The 19,084-nt window shown below is 45.5% G+C and carries 13 protein-coding genes; 5 read left to right on the top strand and 8 right to left on the bottom strand.

The genetic code is table 11. From position 1 onward, the window contains the following. Positions 1–30: 30 nt before the first annotated feature. Positions 31–1,209 (bottom strand): maltose/maltodextrin ABC transporter substrate-binding protein MalE, encoded by a 1,179-nt coding sequence (malE, locus tag AC6R05_RS21920; RefSeq protein ID WP_150896795.1) that lies wholly within the window; start codon positions 1,207–1,209, stop codon positions 31–33. Positions 1,210–1,576: 367 nt separating this feature from the next. Beyond that, positions 1,577–3,208, bottom strand: a complete 1,632-nt coding sequence (locus tag AC6R05_RS21915; RefSeq protein WP_500648610.1) for a glycoside hydrolase family 13 protein — start codon at positions 3,206–3,208, stop codon at positions 1,577–1,579. Positions 3,209–3,403: 195 nt separating this feature from the next. Between AC6R05_RS21915 and AC6R05_RS21910 the strand changes: the two genes are divergently transcribed. After that, complete coding sequence (locus AC6R05_RS21910) at positions 3,404–4,318, top strand: LysR family transcriptional regulator (RefSeq protein WP_500648609.1); 915 nt, start codon at positions 3,404–3,406, stop codon at positions 4,316–4,318. A 111-nt stretch (positions 4,319–4,429) separates the two neighbouring features. Here the strand turns inward: AC6R05_RS21910 and pulA are convergent, their stop codons facing one another. Next, complete coding sequence (gene pulA / locus AC6R05_RS21905; RefSeq protein ID WP_500648608.1) at positions 4,430–8,845, bottom strand: pullulanase-type alpha-1,6-glucosidase; 4,416 nt, start codon at positions 8,843–8,845, stop codon at positions 4,430–4,432. Positions 8,846–9,179: 334 nt separating this feature from the next. Beyond that, positions 9,180–10,949 carry an alpha-amylase family protein gene (locus AC6R05_RS21900; protein ID WP_500648607.1) on the bottom strand — a complete coding sequence of 590 codons (1,770 nt, stop codon included), beginning with the start codon at positions 10,947–10,949 and terminating at the stop codon, positions 9,180–9,182. A 146-nt stretch (positions 10,950–11,095) separates the two neighbouring features. Here AC6R05_RS21900 and AC6R05_RS21895 point away from each other — a divergent pair, with 146 nt between their 5' ends. Beyond that, positions 11,096–11,482 (top strand): DUF1294 domain-containing protein, encoded by a 387-nt coding sequence (locus tag AC6R05_RS21895; RefSeq protein WP_050487371.1) that lies wholly within the window; start codon positions 11,096–11,098, stop codon positions 11,480–11,482. 28 nt (positions 11,483–11,510) lie between these two features. Here AC6R05_RS21895 and AC6R05_RS21890 read toward each other — a convergent pair whose 3' ends face one another. Continuing rightward, on the bottom strand, positions 11,511–12,095 hold the full coding sequence (locus AC6R05_RS21890; RefSeq protein ID WP_032550544.1) for a LysE family translocator: 585 nt from the start codon (positions 12,093–12,095) through the stop codon (positions 11,511–11,513). Between the two features lie 128 nt (positions 12,096–12,223). On the opposite strand from AC6R05_RS21890, the gene AC6R05_RS21885 reads away from it, so the two are divergent. From AC6R05_RS21885 to AC6R05_RS21875, 3 genes are all read left to right on the top strand, one after another. Further along, the gene (locus AC6R05_RS21885) at positions 12,224–12,664 is read left to right on the top strand and encodes an Lrp/AsnC family transcriptional regulator (protein ID WP_032550543.1); all 441 of its coding nucleotides are present in this window, start codon (positions 12,224–12,226) and stop codon (positions 12,662–12,664) included. Positions 12,665–12,691: 27 nt separating this feature from the next. Continuing rightward, on the top strand, positions 12,692–13,624 hold the full coding sequence (locus tag AC6R05_RS21880) for a LysR family transcriptional regulator (protein ID WP_500648606.1): 933 nt from the start codon (positions 12,692–12,694) through the stop codon (positions 13,622–13,624). A gap of 555 nt (positions 13,625–14,179) precedes the next feature. Further along, positions 14,180–15,361, top strand: coding sequence for a tetratricopeptide repeat protein (locus AC6R05_RS21875; RefSeq protein WP_500648795.1), 1,182 nt, complete (start codon positions 14,180–14,182; stop codon positions 15,359–15,361). Between the two features lie 120 nt (positions 15,362–15,481). Here AC6R05_RS21875 and sstT read toward each other — a convergent pair whose 3' ends face one another. The 3 genes from sstT to AC6R05_RS21860 all read right to left on the bottom strand — a co-directional run bounded on the left by sstT (position 15,482) and on the right by AC6R05_RS21860 (position 19,060). Continuing rightward, complete coding sequence (sstT, locus tag AC6R05_RS21870) at positions 15,482–16,702, bottom strand: serine/threonine transporter SstT (RefSeq protein ID WP_032550540.1); 1,221 nt, start codon at positions 16,700–16,702, stop codon at positions 15,482–15,484. Between the two features lie 383 nt (positions 16,703–17,085). Then, entirely contained in the window at positions 17,086–18,153 is a 1,068-nt protein-coding gene (rsgA, locus tag AC6R05_RS21865) for a ribosome small subunit-dependent GTPase A (RefSeq protein WP_500648605.1), read from the bottom strand. Between the two features lie 451 nt (positions 18,154–18,604). Next, a complete protein-coding gene (locus AC6R05_RS21860; protein ID WP_500648604.1) occupies positions 18,605–19,060 on the bottom strand; it encodes a copper chaperone PCu(A)C in 456 nt (151 codons plus the stop codon). Positions 19,061–19,084: the final 24 nt, after the last annotated feature.

Here is a 19,084-nt window from a genome sequence, read left to right as displayed (position 1 = left end):
AAGGACATAGGATATTAATTATGGAATGGTTTACTTAGTAATTTGTTTTGCGGCAGTGTCTAGCGCTTCACGCACGGTTTGCTTGCCTTGCATTGCGTTATCAATTGCAGCACCCTCAGCGAACCAGTAAGCGGTCATTTGTGGGATGTTTGGCATGATTTCGCCGTTTTCTGCGTTAGTCATTGTTGATTTGATGCGCTCATCACTCTCAAGAATCTTCTGGAATGATTTCAGTGTTACCGCACCAAGAGGCTTATCATCGTTCATGATTTTTAGCGCGTCGTCTTGGAATAGGTAGTTTTCTAAGAACTCAACAGCTAGATCCGTATTTGGGCTCGAAGCGTTGATACCCGCACTTAGGATACCTACGAATGGGTTACCTTTACCGCCGTTCAATGTTGGCAGTTCAGCAACACCGTAGTTTACGCCTAGCTTATCTAGGTTACCCCAAGACCAAGGACCATTGATGGTCATTGCTACTTCACCTTTAGTGAACTCAGCTTCAGATACAGAGTAATCCATGTTTGGATCAACAACACCTTGGTCAACCATGTCGACTAGGAACTGTAGGCCGCGAACGCCAGCTGCGTTGTTCACACCCGTGCTTTTCGCGTTGTAACCTGTCGCTGTTTTCTCAAATGCGAATGCACCACCCGCTGAGATCATTGGCCATGTGAAGTAAGCGTTTTTCACGTCCCACATGATCGCTTTCTTGTTCTGCTTCGCCATCTCTTTTTGAATGTCAGCTAGCTCTTCCCAAGTTTTTGGTGGCGTAGGCAGTAGGTCTTTGTTGTAGATAAGAGAAGGTGCTTCGATTGCTAGTGGGTAACCAACAACTTTGCCGTTTACTGTTACTGCATCCCAGCTGAAGTCTACAAGTTTTTCTTTAAATTCTTTGCTTGGGTTTAGTTCATGAAGCAGGCCAGCTTCCGCGTAACCACCAAAACGGTCGTGTGCCCAGAAGATGATGTCAGGGCCGCCGCCTGTTGCAGCATGCTGTTGGAATTTCGCTTCTAGAGAATCTGGGTATTGAACCTTAATTGCAACGCCTGTGTCTTCTTCAAACTGCTTACCGATTTCAGCAAGGCCAGCGTAGCTCTTATCGCCATTGATCCAGATAGTGATTTCGCCTTCTTCCATCGCAATAGCAGGAGCATTGCATAGAGCAGCAAGGGTACAAATTGAAAGTGTTTTTAATAGAGGTTTCATAGTCTTGTTCCATATTAAGAAGGTTATCCGTAACGGGAAACGCTTCTACCAGTTCTTATTATCTGCTGAAAATAATATCGATTAATTTAGCCTTTGAGAAATAGGTAAACGCACCTTTGATATAGTAAAAAACTATAGCAATGTCGATATAGTGCTGTTTTACAGGCTATCGCCATAGTTTTGTGAAGTGGCGCGTATAGAGAAATGTGAAGGCGGGCTCAAACTATTTTGGGGTGTTGAAAGCCATCCCAAACTAAGTGCTAGGTTGCTTAGGTTAAGATGTGAAATGTTGGATAGAATCGATGGCTTTGGGCAATAAAAAAGGCAAGGAGAACCTTGCCTTTGGTGTGTTGAATTTAACGTATGATTACAGTTTTACAGCAAATGATTCATACGGTGCCAGTTCAAGCTTGGCTGACAACTCTGTGATCGTTTGATAGTTATTGATGAGACAATCAAGCGTCTGAGTTTGGTATTGTTCAGGCATATCCAGTGTCAGGTTGTCGTTTGAGAAGTTACAAACCACAAACAGTTTTTCGCCATCCAGTTCTCTCACGTACGCAAACACTTGGTCATGCTTTTCAAAGACCGGAGTGAATGAACCATAAACGATTGCAGGGTGTGCTTTGCGCAGCTCAATCAGTTTTTGATAGTGGAAGAATATTGAGTTTGGATCGCTCAGTGCACTCTCTACGTTAATCTCTGGGAAATTCGGGTTCAGTTCGATCCAAGGCGTACCTTCTGTAAATCCACCATTAGGTTTGTTGCCCCAATGCATAGGCGTTCTAGCATTGTCACGGCTGTTTTCGTGAATCGCGCCCATCATGTGTTCATGGGTTACGCCCGCTTCTGTTTTTACTTTGTAGAAGTTGTGAGTCTCGATGTCTTTGTATTGTTCTAACGTATCGAAAGCAACGTTGGTCATGCCGATCTCTTCACCTTGGTAGATGTAAGGTGTCCCTTTTAGGAAGTGCAGACACGTCGCGAGCATTTTCGCTGACTCAACGCGATACTGCTTGTCGTCACCATATTTAGAAACTAAGCGCGGTAAGTCGTGGTTGTTCCAAAATAACGAGTTCCAGCCATCGTCAGCCAGTTCTACCTGCCACTTGGTGAGTACGTTCTTGAATTCACGCAGATCTAGCGGGATTGGGTTCCACTTATCGCCATTTTCCCAGGTCAGGGTAATGTGCTCGAATTGGAATACCATCGAAAGCTCATCACGATCTTGGGCGCTGTATAGCTTAGCGATTTCAGGCGTTGCGCCCCAAGTTTCACCAACCGTTAGCAGATCTTTATTACCAAAGGTCGCTTGGTTCATCTGTTTTAGTAATGAGTGCAAACGTGGGCCATTACCTGTAATGCCTTTATCGATCTCTTTGCCGATAAGGTCAATCACATCAAGACGGAAACCACCAATACCTAAATCAATCCACCAGTTCATCATCTGGTGGACTTCTTCTTGTACTTTCGGGTTTTCCCAGTTTAGGTCAGGCTGACGTTTTGAGAATAAGTGGAAGTAGTACTGCTCCGTTTGCTCGTCCCATTGCCATGCGCTGCCACCAAAAATAGATTGCTGATCATCCGGTGCGCTGCCATCTGGTTTTGCGTCACGCCAGATGTAGTAATCTCTGTATGGGTTGTCTTTTGAAGAACGAGCCTGTTCGAACCAACGGTGTTCATCTGATGTGTGGTTGACCACAAGATCCATAACGATCTTGATGTCGCGCTTTTTGGCTTCATCCATCAAACGTTTCATGTCTTCCATGCTACCGAACTCTTCGGCTATCGCTTGGTAGTCTGAAATGTCATAGCCGTTATCATCCATTGGCGATTGATAAACTGGCGACAACCAGATGACATTGATGCCCAGTAGTTTTAGATAGTCAAGTTTGCTAATGATGCCGTTTAGGTCACCGATACCGTCATTGTTAGAGTCTAGAAAGCTGCGAGGGTAGATTTGGTAGACTACCGCGTCATGCCACCATTTTTGTTCCATTGTTCGATCTCACTTATTCATTTCACTTTCGCCACTATAGAGATTTCGTCTCTCTCTGGGAAATAGCGAGAATGGTGCTCTCTATAGAAAAATCCTATATCATTGTGGTTTGAGGCGGGATCCAGTCTTAGCTGTCTAAAACTGTTGAAATTCTAACCTTACATTTTGTGATCCGATGCAAACTAAGAGAATACGATGAATAAGCTCTACCGATATTTTTTGATGGTTGCGCATACAGGCAGTATTAAAGGTGCTGCTGAAAAGCTCAATATCAGTCAGCCATCATTGACCGCTGCGATTAAGAAACTTGAGAACGATATTGGCGTGCCGATTTTTGTTCGTAAGTCGAAAGGTGTTGAGCTCACTGAGTATGGCTTACTCTTTCGTGAACATGCTCAAGAGCAACAAGAGAAGCATCTCTCTTTAATGCATCGTTTTACCGATATGCAGCAGCGTCAACTGGGTAAGTTGAAGTTGGGTACGGGTGAAGCTTGGTGGGAACAGTTTGTTCGTGATGCGGTAGCAACCTACAAAGAGCGAGAGCCTTCGGGATCACTTCATCTGGAGTTCGGCAACAATCTCTCTTTGATGCATCACTTGGTACAAGGCGATATCGATCTGTTTGTTGGCCACGAAATCTACGGTTTGCATGAGCGATGTAAAGTGACCTTTTATCCGCTGTTTAGAGATAAAGAAGCGATGTTTGTGAGGGCTGAACACCCTTTATTGACACGGAAAAAGTTATCTACTGAGGTGTTGATGACTGAGGCCGAGGCTTATCCGATCTTGCGGGTTACGCCAGATCACTCGCGTCACAACTCGGTATTGAGTGATCATGTAAACTCTCAAATCATGACCAAAGAGAGCGAACACCTGGGCCGAGATATCTACGATGTGGACTCTTTATCGGCCAGTATCGATCTGTTGAAAATGACCGATGCGGTTATGCCATACAGCCACACTATGTGTCAGTGGATGGAAGATCAGGGTGTTGAGACGCTTTTGGTGAACAGTGAACGTTTGGGTAATGTTGGGCTGTACGCGAAGCAGGGCGTAAAGGATAAAAAGATCGAAGCCTTTATTGAGATTCTTCAGCAACACTCTTATTAGTGGGCTCTAATTTCTGCGAGCTTGAATTTTCTGCGATCTTACGTTTTTAAACGAGTTGAAAAAGAAAACGCTGACCTGAGTCAGCGTTTTTTGTAGGCGTTGAACGAGCGATTACTTAGTCGCTGCAATGTTCACCTGTTTAGAGATGATATCGAATGTCACTGTGTAGGTGCCTTCGCTTGCAGGCGTAAAGGCTAGGTTGCCCCCATTGTCAGTAACGGCAAGTGAACTTTCAGCAACCACGATATCACTGTAGCCATGCTCACACTGTCCCCAATCCCCACAAGTAAACTTGAATTGGAACTCTTGGTTCGCAGCCAGCTCTGCAGTGGTGAAGCTCACCATAGTTGCGTCTTGTGCATTCGTGGTCATCTTCTGTGCATCGTCGTGACCCCAGTTACCTGAGATTGTTCCTGGGATGTACCAAGTTTTGTCTTTGTAGCTTTCAGCAAGCTTAGCTTCGACAATTACTGGATTTTCCACATCAGAAGCGTCCAATGAGAACTCATACATACCCATATCAGAGAAGTTTGAAGGACAGTTCTCACCGCCGCAGCTAATTTGAGAGTCCCAATCACCATGCGTGAACTTGTACCCAGTGTCAGAAGCCAAGCCTAACTCGATAGTGTACAAACCGCTGTTGGTGTAAGGCACTTCAATCGCTGCTGGATCCCAGCTAGCTTGCTCGAAGCCGCCTGCAATGTAGACCTTAGTTTTACCAAACGGTGGTAAGTCTGCTTTCTTCTCCGCAACTGGTAGACCTAGGCCGCGTTCAGAACCTCGTGGTTGAACGAAGACTGCAGTAGACCAAGCCGGTACTGAGAACTTGCCTTCAGTGAAGGATGCATTTCCAGCAATACCGTTGTCTTGATGCGCAGCACTCAATTCAAAGTCAGACAGAACAATTGGCTTGCTCTCGTGGTCAACGAAATCACCGACTGTTTGCGTCTCTGGCGTTGCATTGATGATAACGACAACAGCATCAACTGAGCTGTCGATATCCGCGGTTTGGGTACTGCCGTTATCGATGGTCATTGCGATCACACCGGTCGTTTGACCTTTACCCGTATTACGGAAATCAACACGATTGATGATCTCTTGTGCGCTTGGAAGCGTCATTAGATCTGAGGCAGAACGAAGCATCAACAACTCTTTGTAGTTATTGTACATGCGCTCCATGTGTTCAGCTTGAGGCTGAGAGTTTAGATCCGCAGTTGCACGAGCGATCTGGTCGTAGTTATCCGCATCCTTATCTTTTGCTGGCAGACCTTTGTTCCAGTTACTGTCGGTAAGAGTGAAATCAACGAGGTTGTACCAATCGCCGTAGTCGTACGAGTCACGTTGCATCGACTTTGAACGCAGCAGCTCACCACCCATGTGGTTGAACGGCATCGCTTGACCTAGTAGTACAGTAGACATACCAATGGTCTGCATTTGAACACGCACATCTACGCTAGCATCTTCCGATACCTTGTACATGTTGATGTCCCAGAATGTTTGGTTATCGTGTTTTGATACGTAGTTCTGTACTTCCCATGGTTGCTCTGCGTAACCCGCTTCTTGGCCGTTGTAGTCAATGGATGAACCTACTTGGGTGTTGCCTTCGAAGTCGACCATCTTGAAGTCTTTCAGGTTACCCGCCATGCCCAAACGAGTCAGGTCGATTTGGTGTAGCGCGCGTTCCAGCTCGACGTCAGAAACATTACCTTCATCATCGGCCATTAGTTCATTTGGCAGTGTTGCTGCGCCCGTTGCGAAGCCTTGAGTCTTGCGAATCGCTTCACCACCATCGAATGGGCTACCGCCTCGAACAGCATCTCTGAGTCGGTCCGAGAAAGAACCGATGCCTGTGCCACCTAGGTTAGGTTGTGTTGCTTGTGTAAAGCGACGGTTGTTTTCAACTTCACCAAAGTTCCAACCTTCACCGTAGAAGTACACCTCTGGATTGACTTCACGAGCTGCAGCGAGCGTTTGTTGCATTTGAGATAGTGGGTGGTGGCCCATCAAGTCCCAACGGAATGCATCAATCTTGTACGCTTCTACCCAAGTTTGAATGGAATCGTCGATCAGCTTCGCGAACATTGCATGCTCTGGCGCCGTGTTTTCACAACAGGTTGATGTTTCTACGAGACCAGAATCTGGAACCAGACGTTGGTAATATAGCGGTACGACTTTATCGAGTACCGATTTGTCATTCATGCCCGAAGCGTTAGTGTGGTTGTACACTACGTCTACTACTACGTTCATGCCAACATCTTGCTTGACCGATTTAACCATTTCACGGAATTCAAGAATACGTGCGGTACCTTCTGCATCTGTTGCGTAAGAACCTTCTGGTACAGTGTAGTGGAATGGGTCATAGCCCCAGTTGTAAGAGTCGACAGAGCGGACGTACTCGTTAAGGGCTTCTACCACTGCGTTGTCTTTGGTATCAGTCGCTTTAAGCTCTTCAAAGGCTTCGGCGATTGTGCCACCGCTAATGCAGTAGTCGCTGTAACGGCTGTCGTTCTTAATCGATTCATTCAAAGAGCAAAGCTTGCTGAATGGTTCGTCGATATCTGCCACTTGGCTTGGATCTTCGTTGATGGTTGCGATATCGAATACAGGCATTAAGTGCAGGTGTGTCATGCCCGCGTCACTAAGCTCTTTAAGATGATTCACTGGTACTGAGTTTTGCTCAGTAAACGCTAGGTATTTACCCTTGTTGTCAGTGCTCTTGTCACGAGCTGAGAAGTCACGAACGTGAGATTCGTAGATCACCATATTCGCTAGATCGCCATTGTCTGGGTTTTGTGAATGTGGGGCATCTAACCCATCCCAACCAGCTGGCTTCAGTTCGTCAGAATCTAGATCCACAGCTTGGCTGTAGAAAGAGTTCATAGATAGGCTGACAGAGTATGGGTCTGTCACTTCGTAGCTGTAACCCTTCTGTTCTCTTGGTTGGAAGACCTTCATCGCATAGCGGTAGAACTTGCTGTCGACTGAATCAGTTTCGACTTCAACGCTCCAACTACCCGTTGCGCTATCCTCTTGCATTGTGTGGCGAGAAGCTTCTGATTTGTCACTGTTGTAAACAACCAGTTCAACCTCAGAGGCGGTTGGTGCCCATAAGCGGAAGGTCACACCGTCATCACCGTAGATAGGACCGTATTCAAGGTCAGTTGCTGCCTCGGCAAAGATCGCATCCAGTGCACCTGCGTATTGAACCGCTGTTGAAGAGCGCAGTGCTGATGGCTCGCCTTCAGCACCATCAGAAGAAGCCAGTGCAATTAAGCTGCCCTTCATTAATGAGCTAAGTGATAGCTCTTCTGGTAAGTCAGGAAGTTCGAACGCTGGGTAATCCGCTAAGTGTGGGAATTTGGCTTTTTGAGCGTCTGTGAGTGTTGCACTTGAAAGAACGATAGATGCACCGCTAACGACACCATCTTCTGATACTTGGTACTCACCATTGGAACTGAACATAATCTGAACTTGGTCAGCTCCGTTACCTGCACTCCAAACCAGTGTTTGGTCGTCAATCAGGATCGCGCCAACACTGTCGATAGTGAATTCAGAAGATGGACCTGCAACCTCAAAGGCTTCACTGCGAGTCGCATAAGACGTTGAGCTACCAGCCATGTAAGTGACAGCTGGATTTTCAGCTTGCCCAGAAATATCGATAACAAGGTCAGCACCAATCAGCTTATCTTTATTGGCATTACGGAAGATGAGATTGAAACATTGGCTTGCATCATCGGTGACCGGAACATACCAAACTGGGCCGAACTCGTCTGAGTCGTCTGGTGTGACACTGGTGTCTTCCCAGTCATCGTTGAAATAGCTTGGATCGCCAGCTGCACACTTTGCATCGTTCCAGATGTGTAGGTTAAGGTTGCCGTAACCGTCTTTGTCTGCGCCTTCTTCTTTCTTATCGCCTAGAGGATCATAAAGGTGAACGGCGAAATGATTAGCTGGTGGAGCAGGCAACTCACCTGGAGGCTGTGCTTCAGGAAGTTTTACATCGGTTCCTTCTTGGTCAAGTCCGTATCCCTTAAGCATGGTGTCCTGACGTGAACCTAAAACTTTTTCACCCGTATGGGTTACACCAACAGTGCTACCCGCGTCAGAAGCATTAAGGTTAACCGACGCTTGCTCTGTAGTGCCATCGGTGATCTTACAGCTTCCGGTTGCCTCGCTGGACGCGACTAACCAAGTTGGACCAAATTGATCCGAAGATGTCGCAGTAAAGGATTTGTCGCCACATACCAGAGTCCATTTGCTGAAATCTGTCGTGGTATTGGACATGCGCGCCACGTTTGAAGTGGTATCAGCGATGTAGCTTAGTGAAACTTCATTGGCACTTGGAGTTGCAGCTGCGGCTGGCAGATCAACGTTAGGTGCAAGTTCCACTTCTCCCGGTACCGACGTACCTGGTGTTGGTGCGGTGTAGCTGCTGTCGTCATCTCCACATGCACTTAGTGCGCTTGCAGCAAGGATTGGCAGCATTGCTTTTGCAAGGGTAGAGAGTTTAAAGTTTTTTGTATTCACGTGTTATATCCATATTAGTTTTATTCTCGATGAATATCGTAATGTTGAATACGGTGATCTATTTGTGAGCCTTATAAACAAAGTTATTTAAAATTAGGAAATTAAAAGTAATTAGTGTCGGAATCACATTTTGTATTAGGCCAAACAATAATTAATTGGATCGATAACACACAAAACGGGTGATTATTTTAAAAAGGCGTAGAAGGGAGGATGAGTAAATAGGATGAGAACTCAGCCTAATTTTTGTGAGATTACTAGCGCTTTATTTGTTACTTAATAATCACCAAAAAAAAAGAGCCGTTTGGCTCTTTTATAATTGGTCATAAATACAGAATTAATTGAGTTTCAACACCCAAGCTAATGCGGCTAATGGCTTCAATTCACAACTGAAATACCCGATGCCGTTATCTACCGTGAGTAATTGCGTTTCTAGGCCTTCAATTTTCTCTTCCAACGAGTAAGTTCCGTCAGTTAGGTTCATCGCGGAGATCTGCTCTTCAGGGATAGTCACTTTAATCGAATCATTACCTTGCGTTGCAAAGCGACTGGTCGCGATAACTAGCTCATTGGCGTCATATCGTAAAAAGGCGTGGCTAGTGTCGGAAAGCTCGCCTTTGGCGAAGAGATCGACGTATTCACCTGTCATTGAAGAGTGCTCTAACGTGAAGTTCATGATGCGTTTATAGAAATTACGCAGTGCGATTTCACTTTCGTTTAGAAGACCACCATCGAACTTGCCGTGATTCATCCATTTTTGGTGTTGTGGTACGCCAATGTAATCAAAGATTGAAGTGCGTGATGGCTGGCCAAACCCTGCGTTTTCAGCGCCGGCTTCACCGACTTCTTGACCGAAATAGAGCATGGTTGGAGAGCTACTGATTAAAGCACTCACTAACATCGCAGGCCTTGCCATTTCTGGGTTACCAGCAAACTCTGGCGACGCGACACGCTGCTCATCGTGATTGTCTAAGAAGTGCAGCATGTGATGCTCAATGTCCTGCATCTTGCCTTGAATCTCAGAAATGATCGCGGTGGAGGCTTTGCCCTGCATGATATCTTTTAGACCATCATAGAGATCGACCTTGTCGTAGAGGTAATCCATCTTACCAAGGTGAATGTAATCTCGGTAGAGATCCGGTTGGTAGACCTCTGCCATTAGGAAGGCATCGGATTTGCGCATTTTAATGGATGAGTTCAAGTAGCTCCAAAACTCGACAGGCACCATCTCTGCCATGTCGTAGCGGAAGCCATCTACGCCTTTAGCGATCCAGTACAGCGCAATATCGCGGAACTTAACCCAAGAGCTAGGTACATCAAACTGCTGCCAGTAGTGGTAATGCTCGACATAGTCTTTATCTTCATAGCCTTGCGGAAGTTCAGGGAAGTCTTTGCTGCCATCAGGCTTGATACCGTAGTTAATTTTGACCGTTTCATACCAATCGTCGAAGTTAGGTTTAGCCAAACGTGAGCCGTTTCCTGTCCATTTGGCGGGCTTTTCAACGAACGGTACTTCTAGGCTAGGGTGCGCTTCTCCACCAAGTGGTGTAAAGGCTGGGTCGATATCCGGCAGCTCAAACTGGGAATCTGGGATGTAATAGAAGTTATTCTCTCTGTGATACTCAACACTGGTATCGTCACTGGCACCGAAGTCTTCAACGCCAGCTGGATTGTGATTACCACGATACTGACGGGCGACATGGTTTGGTACGATATCGATGATAACTTGTAACCCATTTTCGTGGCTGCGCTTAATGAGAGCCTCAAACTCTTCAATGCGCTTTTCCGGGTTATCTGCCAAATCTGGATTGACCGAGTAGTAGTCTTTGACCGCGTAGGGAGAGCCAGCTCGGCCTTTAACCACACTTGGATGATCTTGGGTGATTCCCACTTCTTGGTAGTCATTGATCACTGCGTGATGCGGGACACCGGTATACCAGATATGGGTGATGCCTAGGTCCTTAATTTCAGAAAGTGCTTTGTCGGTAAAATCACTGAATTTACCAACGCCATTCTCTTCAATTGTGCCCCAAGGCTTATTGTTGGTGTTTTGGTTGCCAAACAGCCGTGTAAAGACTTGATAGATGGTATGTTTTTTATTGTACATGGTTATAATTCCTTAACTTCCATCATGTTATGTAGGGATGAGGCGAGTAGGCTAGCGCAAATAACGGGCTTATTACTCATCCTTTCTATAAGAATTCAGGGCGTAGTTATTAAGCTTCGTGAGCTGCTGCGCAAAAGGGGATAACCTTGTCGTCATCATTAAAAATTGTGTTTACCTATCTCTTTATTGTGAGCCTTTCGATCGCATTTTATTCAAGCTCAAAGCTGATGCTTGGAGGGTATTTATTGATAGGACTGATGACTTATTTCACTTACGCAAAAGATAAGCGAGCGGCAATAAAAGGTGAGTGGCGTGTCCCAGAGAATACACTTCATCTGCTTGCGTTATGTGGGGGCTGGCTAGGCGCGTTGATAGCCCAGCAGCAGTTTCGACATAAGACTCAAAAGCAGCCCTTTAAAACGCTGTTTTTCATCTGCTGTGGTCTGAATATTCTAGGGTTTGTGTGGACATTAACGCCTCATGGACAGTCTATGTTGACTCTGCCTCAGGAGGCGCTTTTTAGCTGGTTGTAGCTCGAGTAAGAAATAGATCAGCAAGGACTTAAATCATTGGTACGGTCGAAACTAACAGCAACAATGCCATCGCGTAGTTGAAGCCTTTAATGCGCAAGGGAGTCGTCAACCAGTGCTGGAGCTGTTTCCCCGCTGCTGTCCAAAATGTCACGGATGGCAGGTTAGCAAGCGTAAAGATAGCGGCGATGATTGCGAGCTCAACCCATGAGCTGCCGGTGCTGTAAACCGAAATTGCCGTTAATGCCATCGACCAGCCTTTCGGGTTAACCCACTGAAAGCTTGCAGCAGCCAGAAAAGACATCGGCTTGTAGCTTTCCTTCTCTTCTGCTTTACCGCTGGTAGCAATTTTAATCGCTAAATAAACCAGGTAAGCCAAGCTCAGATATTTCAATACTTGGTGAATAATAGGGAAGCTGTGGAACAAACCCATTAAGCCAAAGCCGACCAATAGCAGCATAATGGCGAAGCCAAGTGCGATACCCAGCATGTGTGGGATGGTCTTGGTGAAGCCTACATTTGCGCCCGAAGTCATCAACATGATGTTGTTTGGGCCAGGTGTGAAGGTCGAGACAAACGCAAATAACGCGAGTGCGGTAAGTTGTTCAAAAGGCATGGCGTTGTTCCTAAATAGTGAAAATTACAGTTGTGTCTGACCGGTCACGATTCATACTAAGTGGAAAGTCGGGCAATTATGTGCTTTTATTCGAGTTAAATTCACTAATTGCACAATTAAATTCACATATGGATAGATTTGACGAAAGGATATTGCTTGAGCTGAAAGCGGACGGCAGAGTCTCCAATATTGAGCTCTCGGAGCGCATCGGTTTATCTCCGTCTGCGACATTGCGCCGCGTTCAGGAACTAGAGAAACAAGGCGTGATTCAGGGCTATCGTGCCGTGCTCGATAACACCTTAATGGGCGTTGGCTTTATCGCGTATGTTTCTATTGGTTTATCAAGTCACAGCAAAGCAGCGCAGCAAGAGTTTGAAGATCATGTAAGTTTGGAAAAAGAGGTAGTCGAGTGCCATAACATTACTGGGGCGAACGAATACCTTTTGCGGGTGGAAACTCAAGATTTACCCAGCTATAAAAAGTTTCATGCGGATGTGTTGGGTGAGTGCCCTCAAGTACAATCCATCACAACCATGGTGGTGATGGATACGCCGAAAGATGAACGATAACCGAATCTATTTTCTAAAGAGAGTCATGTGTTAAATACCAACCAATTACTTCTGTTCCTTGATGTGGTTCAACAGGGATCTTTTACCAAAGCAGCAACGCTTCATGACATGGATAATTCGTCTTTGTCTAAGCAGATCAAGCGCTTAGAATTTGACCTTGGTGTTCAGCTGCTCAATCGATCCACACGATCGTTTTCACTGACTTCTGCGGGTGAAGAGATCTTAGCGCAAGCGCGTGTGCTTCAAGACACCTTAAATCAGATTCAAGGCATTGCCGACTCGTATCAGTCTGAACCTAAAGGTGTGTTGCGGATTACCTCGCCAATCTATTTTGGACAACAGTATTTGCAGCCGATCGTGACTCAATTTATGCGTCGCTATCCCGATGTTCAGATCGTGCTCTCTCTCGACGATAAGATTGCCAATATCATCGCAGGTAAAATTGATATCGCTTTCCGTTTCAGTAAGTTGGTTGAATCAAACCTTATCGCCAAGAAGATAGCAGATAGTCACTTTATGCTGGTGGCATCGCACGATTTTATCGCTGAGCATGGTGAGCCGCAAACGCCACAGGATCTGTTGTCGTTGCCTGCGATTATTTATACCAACGGAGATATGACGCTCGATCAATTGCGCATTAGTGAGCAACCCAATGGCGATACGTATCAAGTGTTGTCGCTGCAAGGTAATTATAAGGTGAGTGACGTACGCACTATTGTTTCGGGCGTCAGTGATGGGTTGGGTTATGGTTTGTTGGATCAATCAAACCTGCACGCACCAATGAAAGACCTTGGACTTGTTCAGTTACTACCTGAGTATCGTATATCAACCGAAGAAACGGCCATCTACGCTGTGTATCCACATAGAAAGCAGACAAAGTTGGTGAAAGAGTTCATTAGTTGTGTCCAAGATTACATTGGCTCACCGACTATCTGGGAAAGAATGCAGAGCGACAAATAGTAAAATTGACAAAAACGGTAAGCTTGGGCGGTTTGAGACATGAGTTTCAAGCCGCTTTTTTTATTTGGTGTTTACCGAGGAATTTTGGTGCCCCGATTTACAATGTAAAATTGAGCAAAAAAGAGGCGTATAAATGAGGTAATTAGAGGGAGCATAGCTGCCCATGAGTTACGGTGTAACTTAATGGGGCAGGTTATTTCTTAAAACTAGCAGATTGCTGATAAACGAAACGATAGCGCAGTAACACTTTCGTGACCTTGAGTAGGGAAATATGCCGAGAGTGAGTATGATGGTTTACAAGGTCAAAGGGTGAGATGGCTGCTTTCTATAGTGACATCAAGTGAAGGACTTAGGTTGGAAGCAATATCACATCACCCACTAGCATTTCATTCTGAACAAATCGGTTTAGCTTCTTATGGCACAAGAATCCTGAGATACTAAACTCATGATGGCTATAGGTTCTTTCTTTAGCCTATTAATCTCCATTTATCGACTAGTATCGATATAAAAATAAACACTAGTTGAACAACAAACAGTTGAGACGTTATGAGCACAATGGGCATCGCTATCGGTGCAACCGCACTTTCTCTGATTTTAGTCGTCATTTGGCTGATCTCTTTATCTCTGAGAAAGCAGCGACTAGAGCAGGAGCGCAAGGCTAGAGAGGTCGCTTATCGAAAGGCGATAGAGAAGGCTCGCCTGCAAGAAAAGAAAGACCGCTTGTTCAAAGCTGAGACTGGCCATATCCCTTCAGTCCTCTATTTGGCCAAAGAAGCAGAACGCACCAACATCAAAGAGGCGTTGTATTGGTATGAGAAAGCGGCGCAGCAAGATAATGTCAACGGTATGTATGGCATTGTTCGCCTCAGCATGAAGCGTAAAGAAGACCTGATCTTGAGAGAGCAGGCAAACTTTTGGCAGCTAGCGATTGCTGCATTAGATAATGATGCCGATGCCAAGTTCAATATGGGACAAGCCTTGATTCACGGTCGAGGTACCACTAAGAACATACCGAAAGGGTATGCTCTGATTGAAGAAGCAGCCACCAGTGGGCACACCGATGCAATGTTGTTTATGGGCGATTGGTGCCTTGATAAAGACAACTCTGACTACTCTCCAGAAAATGCGGTGGAGTGGTTTCGAATGGCGGCGGATAAGCACGATCTCAACGGAAAGATTAAGTTAGGTCTGAGTTATTTGAATGGTTTAGGTGTCGAGAAAAACCACGGACAAGGCTGTTATTGGCTAGAGCGTGCTGCGGAGAAGAACAATACCGAAGCCATGTTCCATGCGGGTGAAGCTTGGATTGACCATGGTGAGCACGGTAATGCTATCGCTTACATCTGGTTGTTTTTATCTGCTCACTTTGGTTATGAACCTGCCAAAGCCCAGCGTGACAAAGTGGGAGCGAACCTTGGTGTTGATTCGATCGTTGGATTACAGGCGTTAACTAAGCCTATTATGACCAAGCTCTCGCAAGAAGCGGTGACCAAACACTCGGTAATCAAGGCGCTAAACAAGCTTTATAAGCGTAAAGTACCAGTGCCTAAGAAAACAGAAGAGGGTGTCGAAGTGATGCCTGAAGAGGCAGTAGAAGACGTCGCGTTAGAGCAACCAGCAAAAGAAGTGAGTGACTACACACAAGTCCCGTTTGATGCATCAACCAACAAACCAAGTGATGGTTCCGCTGGTCTCGATTTCAGTCAGTCGACCGTGCAACCAAACTGGAAGAGTTAGTTTAAAATACTCATTGAGTCTCGAGAAACGAATCAATCAGCGTTGTTGGTATAAGAATCGAAGCAAATAAAAAGGGGTAGCCAGTGGCTACCCCTTTGCGATCTTTATCTGAATTTCAGATTATGCGTCAGACTTTTGCTGTTCAGCTTTACATACCGCAGCAGTGAATACCACGTCTGTAGAGCTGTTAAGCGCTGTCTCAGCAGAATCTTGAATCACACCGATGATGAAGCCTACCGCTACAACTTGCATTGCTACGTCGTTCGAGATACCGAATAGGCCACACGCTAGTGGGATAAGTAGTAGTGAACCACCCGCAACACCAGAAGCACCACATGCAGATACAGCCGCAACAAGGCTTAGAAGGATCGCTGTGAAGATATCGATTTGGATACCCATAGTGTGTACAGCAGCTAGTGTTAGAACAGTAATCGTGATTGCTGCACCAGCCATGTTGATGGTTGCGCCTAGTGGGATAGATACAGAGTAAGTATCTTCGTCTAGGTTAAGCTTCTTACATAGGTTCATGTTTACAGGGATGTTTGCTGCACTTGAACGTGTGAAGAATGCCGTTACACCAGATTCACGTAGACATTGAAGAACCAGTGGGTAAGGGTTCTGCTTAGTCTTAACAAATACGATGATTGGGTTGATAACCAGTGCGATGATCAGCATAGAGCTTAGTAGTACAGCCAGTAGCTGACCATAGCTTGCTAGTGCTTCGAAACCAGTTGTCGCAAATGTTGCAGATACTAGACCGAAAATACCGAAAGGTGCTAGGCGGATGATGAAGCGAACAATGTGTGAAACACTGTGGCTTAGGTCTTCGAATACCGCTTTGGTTGTCGCTGAAGCGTGGTGTAGAGCAAGGCCTAGACCGATCGCCCATGCAAGGATACCGATGTAGTTTGCGTTCATCAGTGCATTTACTGGGTTATCAACCAATTTGAATAGCAGTGTTTGTAGAACTTCTGTGATGCCTTGAGGAGGGTTTGCACCTTCAGCACCAGCAACCAGAGTTAGAGTCGTTGGGAACATGAAGCTCAGAACTACAGCCGTTAGAGCAGCAGAGAAGGTACCAATCAAGTAAAGCACAATGATTGGGCGCATGTGAGTATGCTGACCTTTCTTTTGGTTAGCGATAGAAGCAGCAACAAGAATGAATACTAAAATTGGGGCTACAGCTTTTAACGCACCTACGAACAGACTACCTAGTAGACCTGCATCTTGAGCCGCCGAAGGCGAGAACATGGCGAGAACGACACCGAATACAATACCAGCAAGGATCTGTAGAACGAGATTTCCACGAGCGATGCGGGCGAACATGTTGTGATTTTGCATAAATTACCTGCAATTGTTAACTTATTATAGTGATATTTCTTTTATAAAATGGAACCATTTCGAACTATACACTAGTCGAATGGGCGGTCATATTAGCTTGATTAATCTCAGTGTCTAGGATTAGTTTCATTTTGGTGTGATTGTTTGCGCTGTGTGGGTGTTTTAGCTCTAATTGTTAAATTTATGTATGCAATCTAAGATATAAGTCTTTACAAATATGGATATGCAGTTGATGTGTCTGTGGTTTTGATTGGCAAGGAATGGTTATGCAAACTATGTATGCATAATTGATATCTTGGATGTAAAAATGCTGCCAAGCGATCTCTCACTGGCAGCATATATTGCTTTATCTTTGTCTGCTATTTGATGACTAAGTATGCATATTAATCATCGAACTGTTTTCGATGACGGCTTTCATTCTGCACACTGCGATACATCTTAGTTAGCTGTTTAAAATTCGCACGCTGCTGTGCTAGCGTCGCACTGTTTCTAGCTTGTTCACGGAGCAGTTTCTGGTAGTTGTTGAACCGACGCTCTGTTAAATCGCCATTTTCGAGTGCTTGTTGAATCGCACACCCTGGTTCAGATTGATGTTGGCAATCTGAGAAGCGACAATTCATGGCAAGCTCTTCGATGTCGGCAAAGGTTTCACTGACACCTTCGGCACATTCAGAAAGTTGCAGCTCTCGCATTCCTGGAGTATCGATCAACAAACCACCGTCTTTCAGCAAATGAAGTGAACGTGACGTGGTTGTGTGTCGACCTTTGCTGTCGTCTTCACGAATCCCACCCGTCGCTTGAGCTTGCTCAGCCATCAGAGAGTTGACGATAGTCGACTTACCTACTCCCGATGAGCCCATCAAAGCGACAGTCGCACCAGATGTACACCATGGTGCGAGTACCTGAACTGACTCTAAATCAAGTCCGTTGACGGTCTCAATCATGAGTAACGGATCCAGGCTCTGAACTTGGCTTACTTTGGCATCTGAATCGTCACATAAATCTTTTTTGGTTAAGACGATGACAGGTTCCACTTTCGCTTCATTAGCTAGTGCTAAGTAACGCTCAATGCGGCTTAGATTGAAATCGTGGTTCAAGGATACGACGATAAACACGGTCGTAACGTTGGCCGATATCAATTGCTCCGCTACTCGAGTACCTGAAGCCTTACGGCTGAACAGTGACTGGCGCTCCAATAATCGCTCAAATTGTTGGTTGGGTTTGAGTATTACCCAGTCGCCAACTGTCATTGCGGGCAAAGCATGGTGAATCGCGAGATGGATTTCGCCCTGCTCAGAAGCAAGTGTATAGCCGCTTCGGTGATGTGCGATGACGCGAGCTACGAAGTTTTCTTGCTCGTAATCTTCAAGTGTTAGCTGTTGTTGGAAAATAGGTTTCCATCCAAGTTGCGAGATTGAAATTGGATCGGAAAATGCGTTTTTAGAATTCATTGCTATACCTCGACATACAACTCGCGACTTTGGCGCTATTGCGATGTCAAAAAATGAGAATATGGGTCGAATTCAATAGATAGGACCCCGGGTTTTGTGCTTGTCTGCAGCGCAAACCGGGTAAAAGAAGTGATCATTAGATTTTTCAGCTTAGTGTGAATGATGTTTACACCATGCTGGATAACAAGTTACAGATATATACGAAGTAACTTATTGGTCGTAAGGGAAAGTAAGTTGTTGTTGCCTTACGAGTAGTACGCTTCTTTTACTACGGGCGCTAGTGGGTTCATTACAATCATGGACGTTCTCCTTGGTGAGTTATTGACAGTAGTGAGTATAACTTAATGTTATACCACTCGACTCTAAATTGCTTGGCGACTTTAACAAAAAACCATGACAACGAGAAGCTGTCATGGTCAATTATTATGCGAATTTGAATGGAAACTCTAACTTAATGATGAGAATGGTCCATTTTCTTCATGCCATTCATCACTTTTTTGACAGGAACTTCGACAGTTTGGGCGTCGCCGTTCGCGTAGTTGAGGGTTAGAGTGATGCTTTGCCCTTCCTCAAGGCGAGCAGCTAAATCAAATAACATGATGTGTAAGCTTCCCGGCTTCAGCTCTGTGCTGCCATGCGCTGGGACTTGAATGTTTTCAACCTGACGCATTTTCATGACTTCACCTTCCATGATGACATCATGAAGTTCTACTTTTCCAGCCGCTGGTGTCGAGGCAGAGACAAGCGTGCGATCTGCATCGCTGTGATTCATCAGAGTGGTAAAAACAGCGCTATTCACAGCGGAAGGCGGCATTGCGCGTGCATAGGCGTCATGAATCATAACGTCACTTGCTTGAGCAACTGAAGAAAGCAGCATACCTGCTAATGCGAGGGCTTTTAGTTTCATTATTCTTGGTTCCCTAAACAATCT

Source organism: Vibrio sp. R11-SG3-ISO9 (genome assembly GCF_059834255.1).
This window is presented reverse-complemented; position numbering and strand designations above follow the sequence as displayed.

What these genes read in the sequence shown, in the direction of transcription:
- AC6R05_RS21890 (WP_032550544.1), bottom strand. Translation starts at nt 12,095, where the DNA reads ATGCCTTTTGAACAACTTACCGCACTCGCGTTATTTGCGTTTGTCTCG.
- AC6R05_RS21910 (WP_500648609.1), top strand. Translation starts at nt 3,404, where the DNA reads ATGAATAAGCTCTACCGATATTTTTTGATGGTTGCGCATACAGGCAGT.
- AC6R05_RS21860 (WP_500648604.1), bottom strand. Translation starts at nt 19,060, where the DNA reads ATGAAACTAAAAGCCCTCGCATTAGCAGGTATGCTGCTTTCTTCAGTT.
- AC6R05_RS21900 (WP_500648607.1), bottom strand. Translation starts at nt 10,949, where the DNA reads ATGTACAATAAAAAACATACCATCTATCAAGTCTTTACACGGCTGTTT.
- AC6R05_RS21875 (WP_500648795.1), top strand. Translation starts at nt 14,180, where the DNA reads ATGGGCATCGCTATCGGTGCAACCGCACTTTCTCTGATTTTAGTCGTC.
- AC6R05_RS21915 (WP_500648610.1), bottom strand. Translation starts at nt 3,208, where the DNA reads ATGGAACAAAAATGGTGGCATGACGCGGTAGTCTACCAAATCTACCCT.
- AC6R05_RS21885 (WP_032550543.1), top strand. Translation starts at nt 12,224, where the DNA reads ATGGATAGATTTGACGAAAGGATATTGCTTGAGCTGAAAGCGGACGGC.
- malE (WP_150896795.1), bottom strand. Translation starts at nt 1,209, where the DNA reads ATGAAACCTCTATTAAAAACACTTTCAATTTGTACCCTTGCTGCTCTA.
- sstT (WP_032550540.1), bottom strand. Translation starts at nt 16,702, where the DNA reads ATGCAAAATCACAACATGTTCGCCCGCATCGCTCGTGGAAATCTCGTT.
- rsgA (WP_500648605.1), bottom strand. Translation starts at nt 18,153, where the DNA reads ATGAATTCTAAAAACGCATTTTCCGATCCAATTTCAATCTCGCAACTT.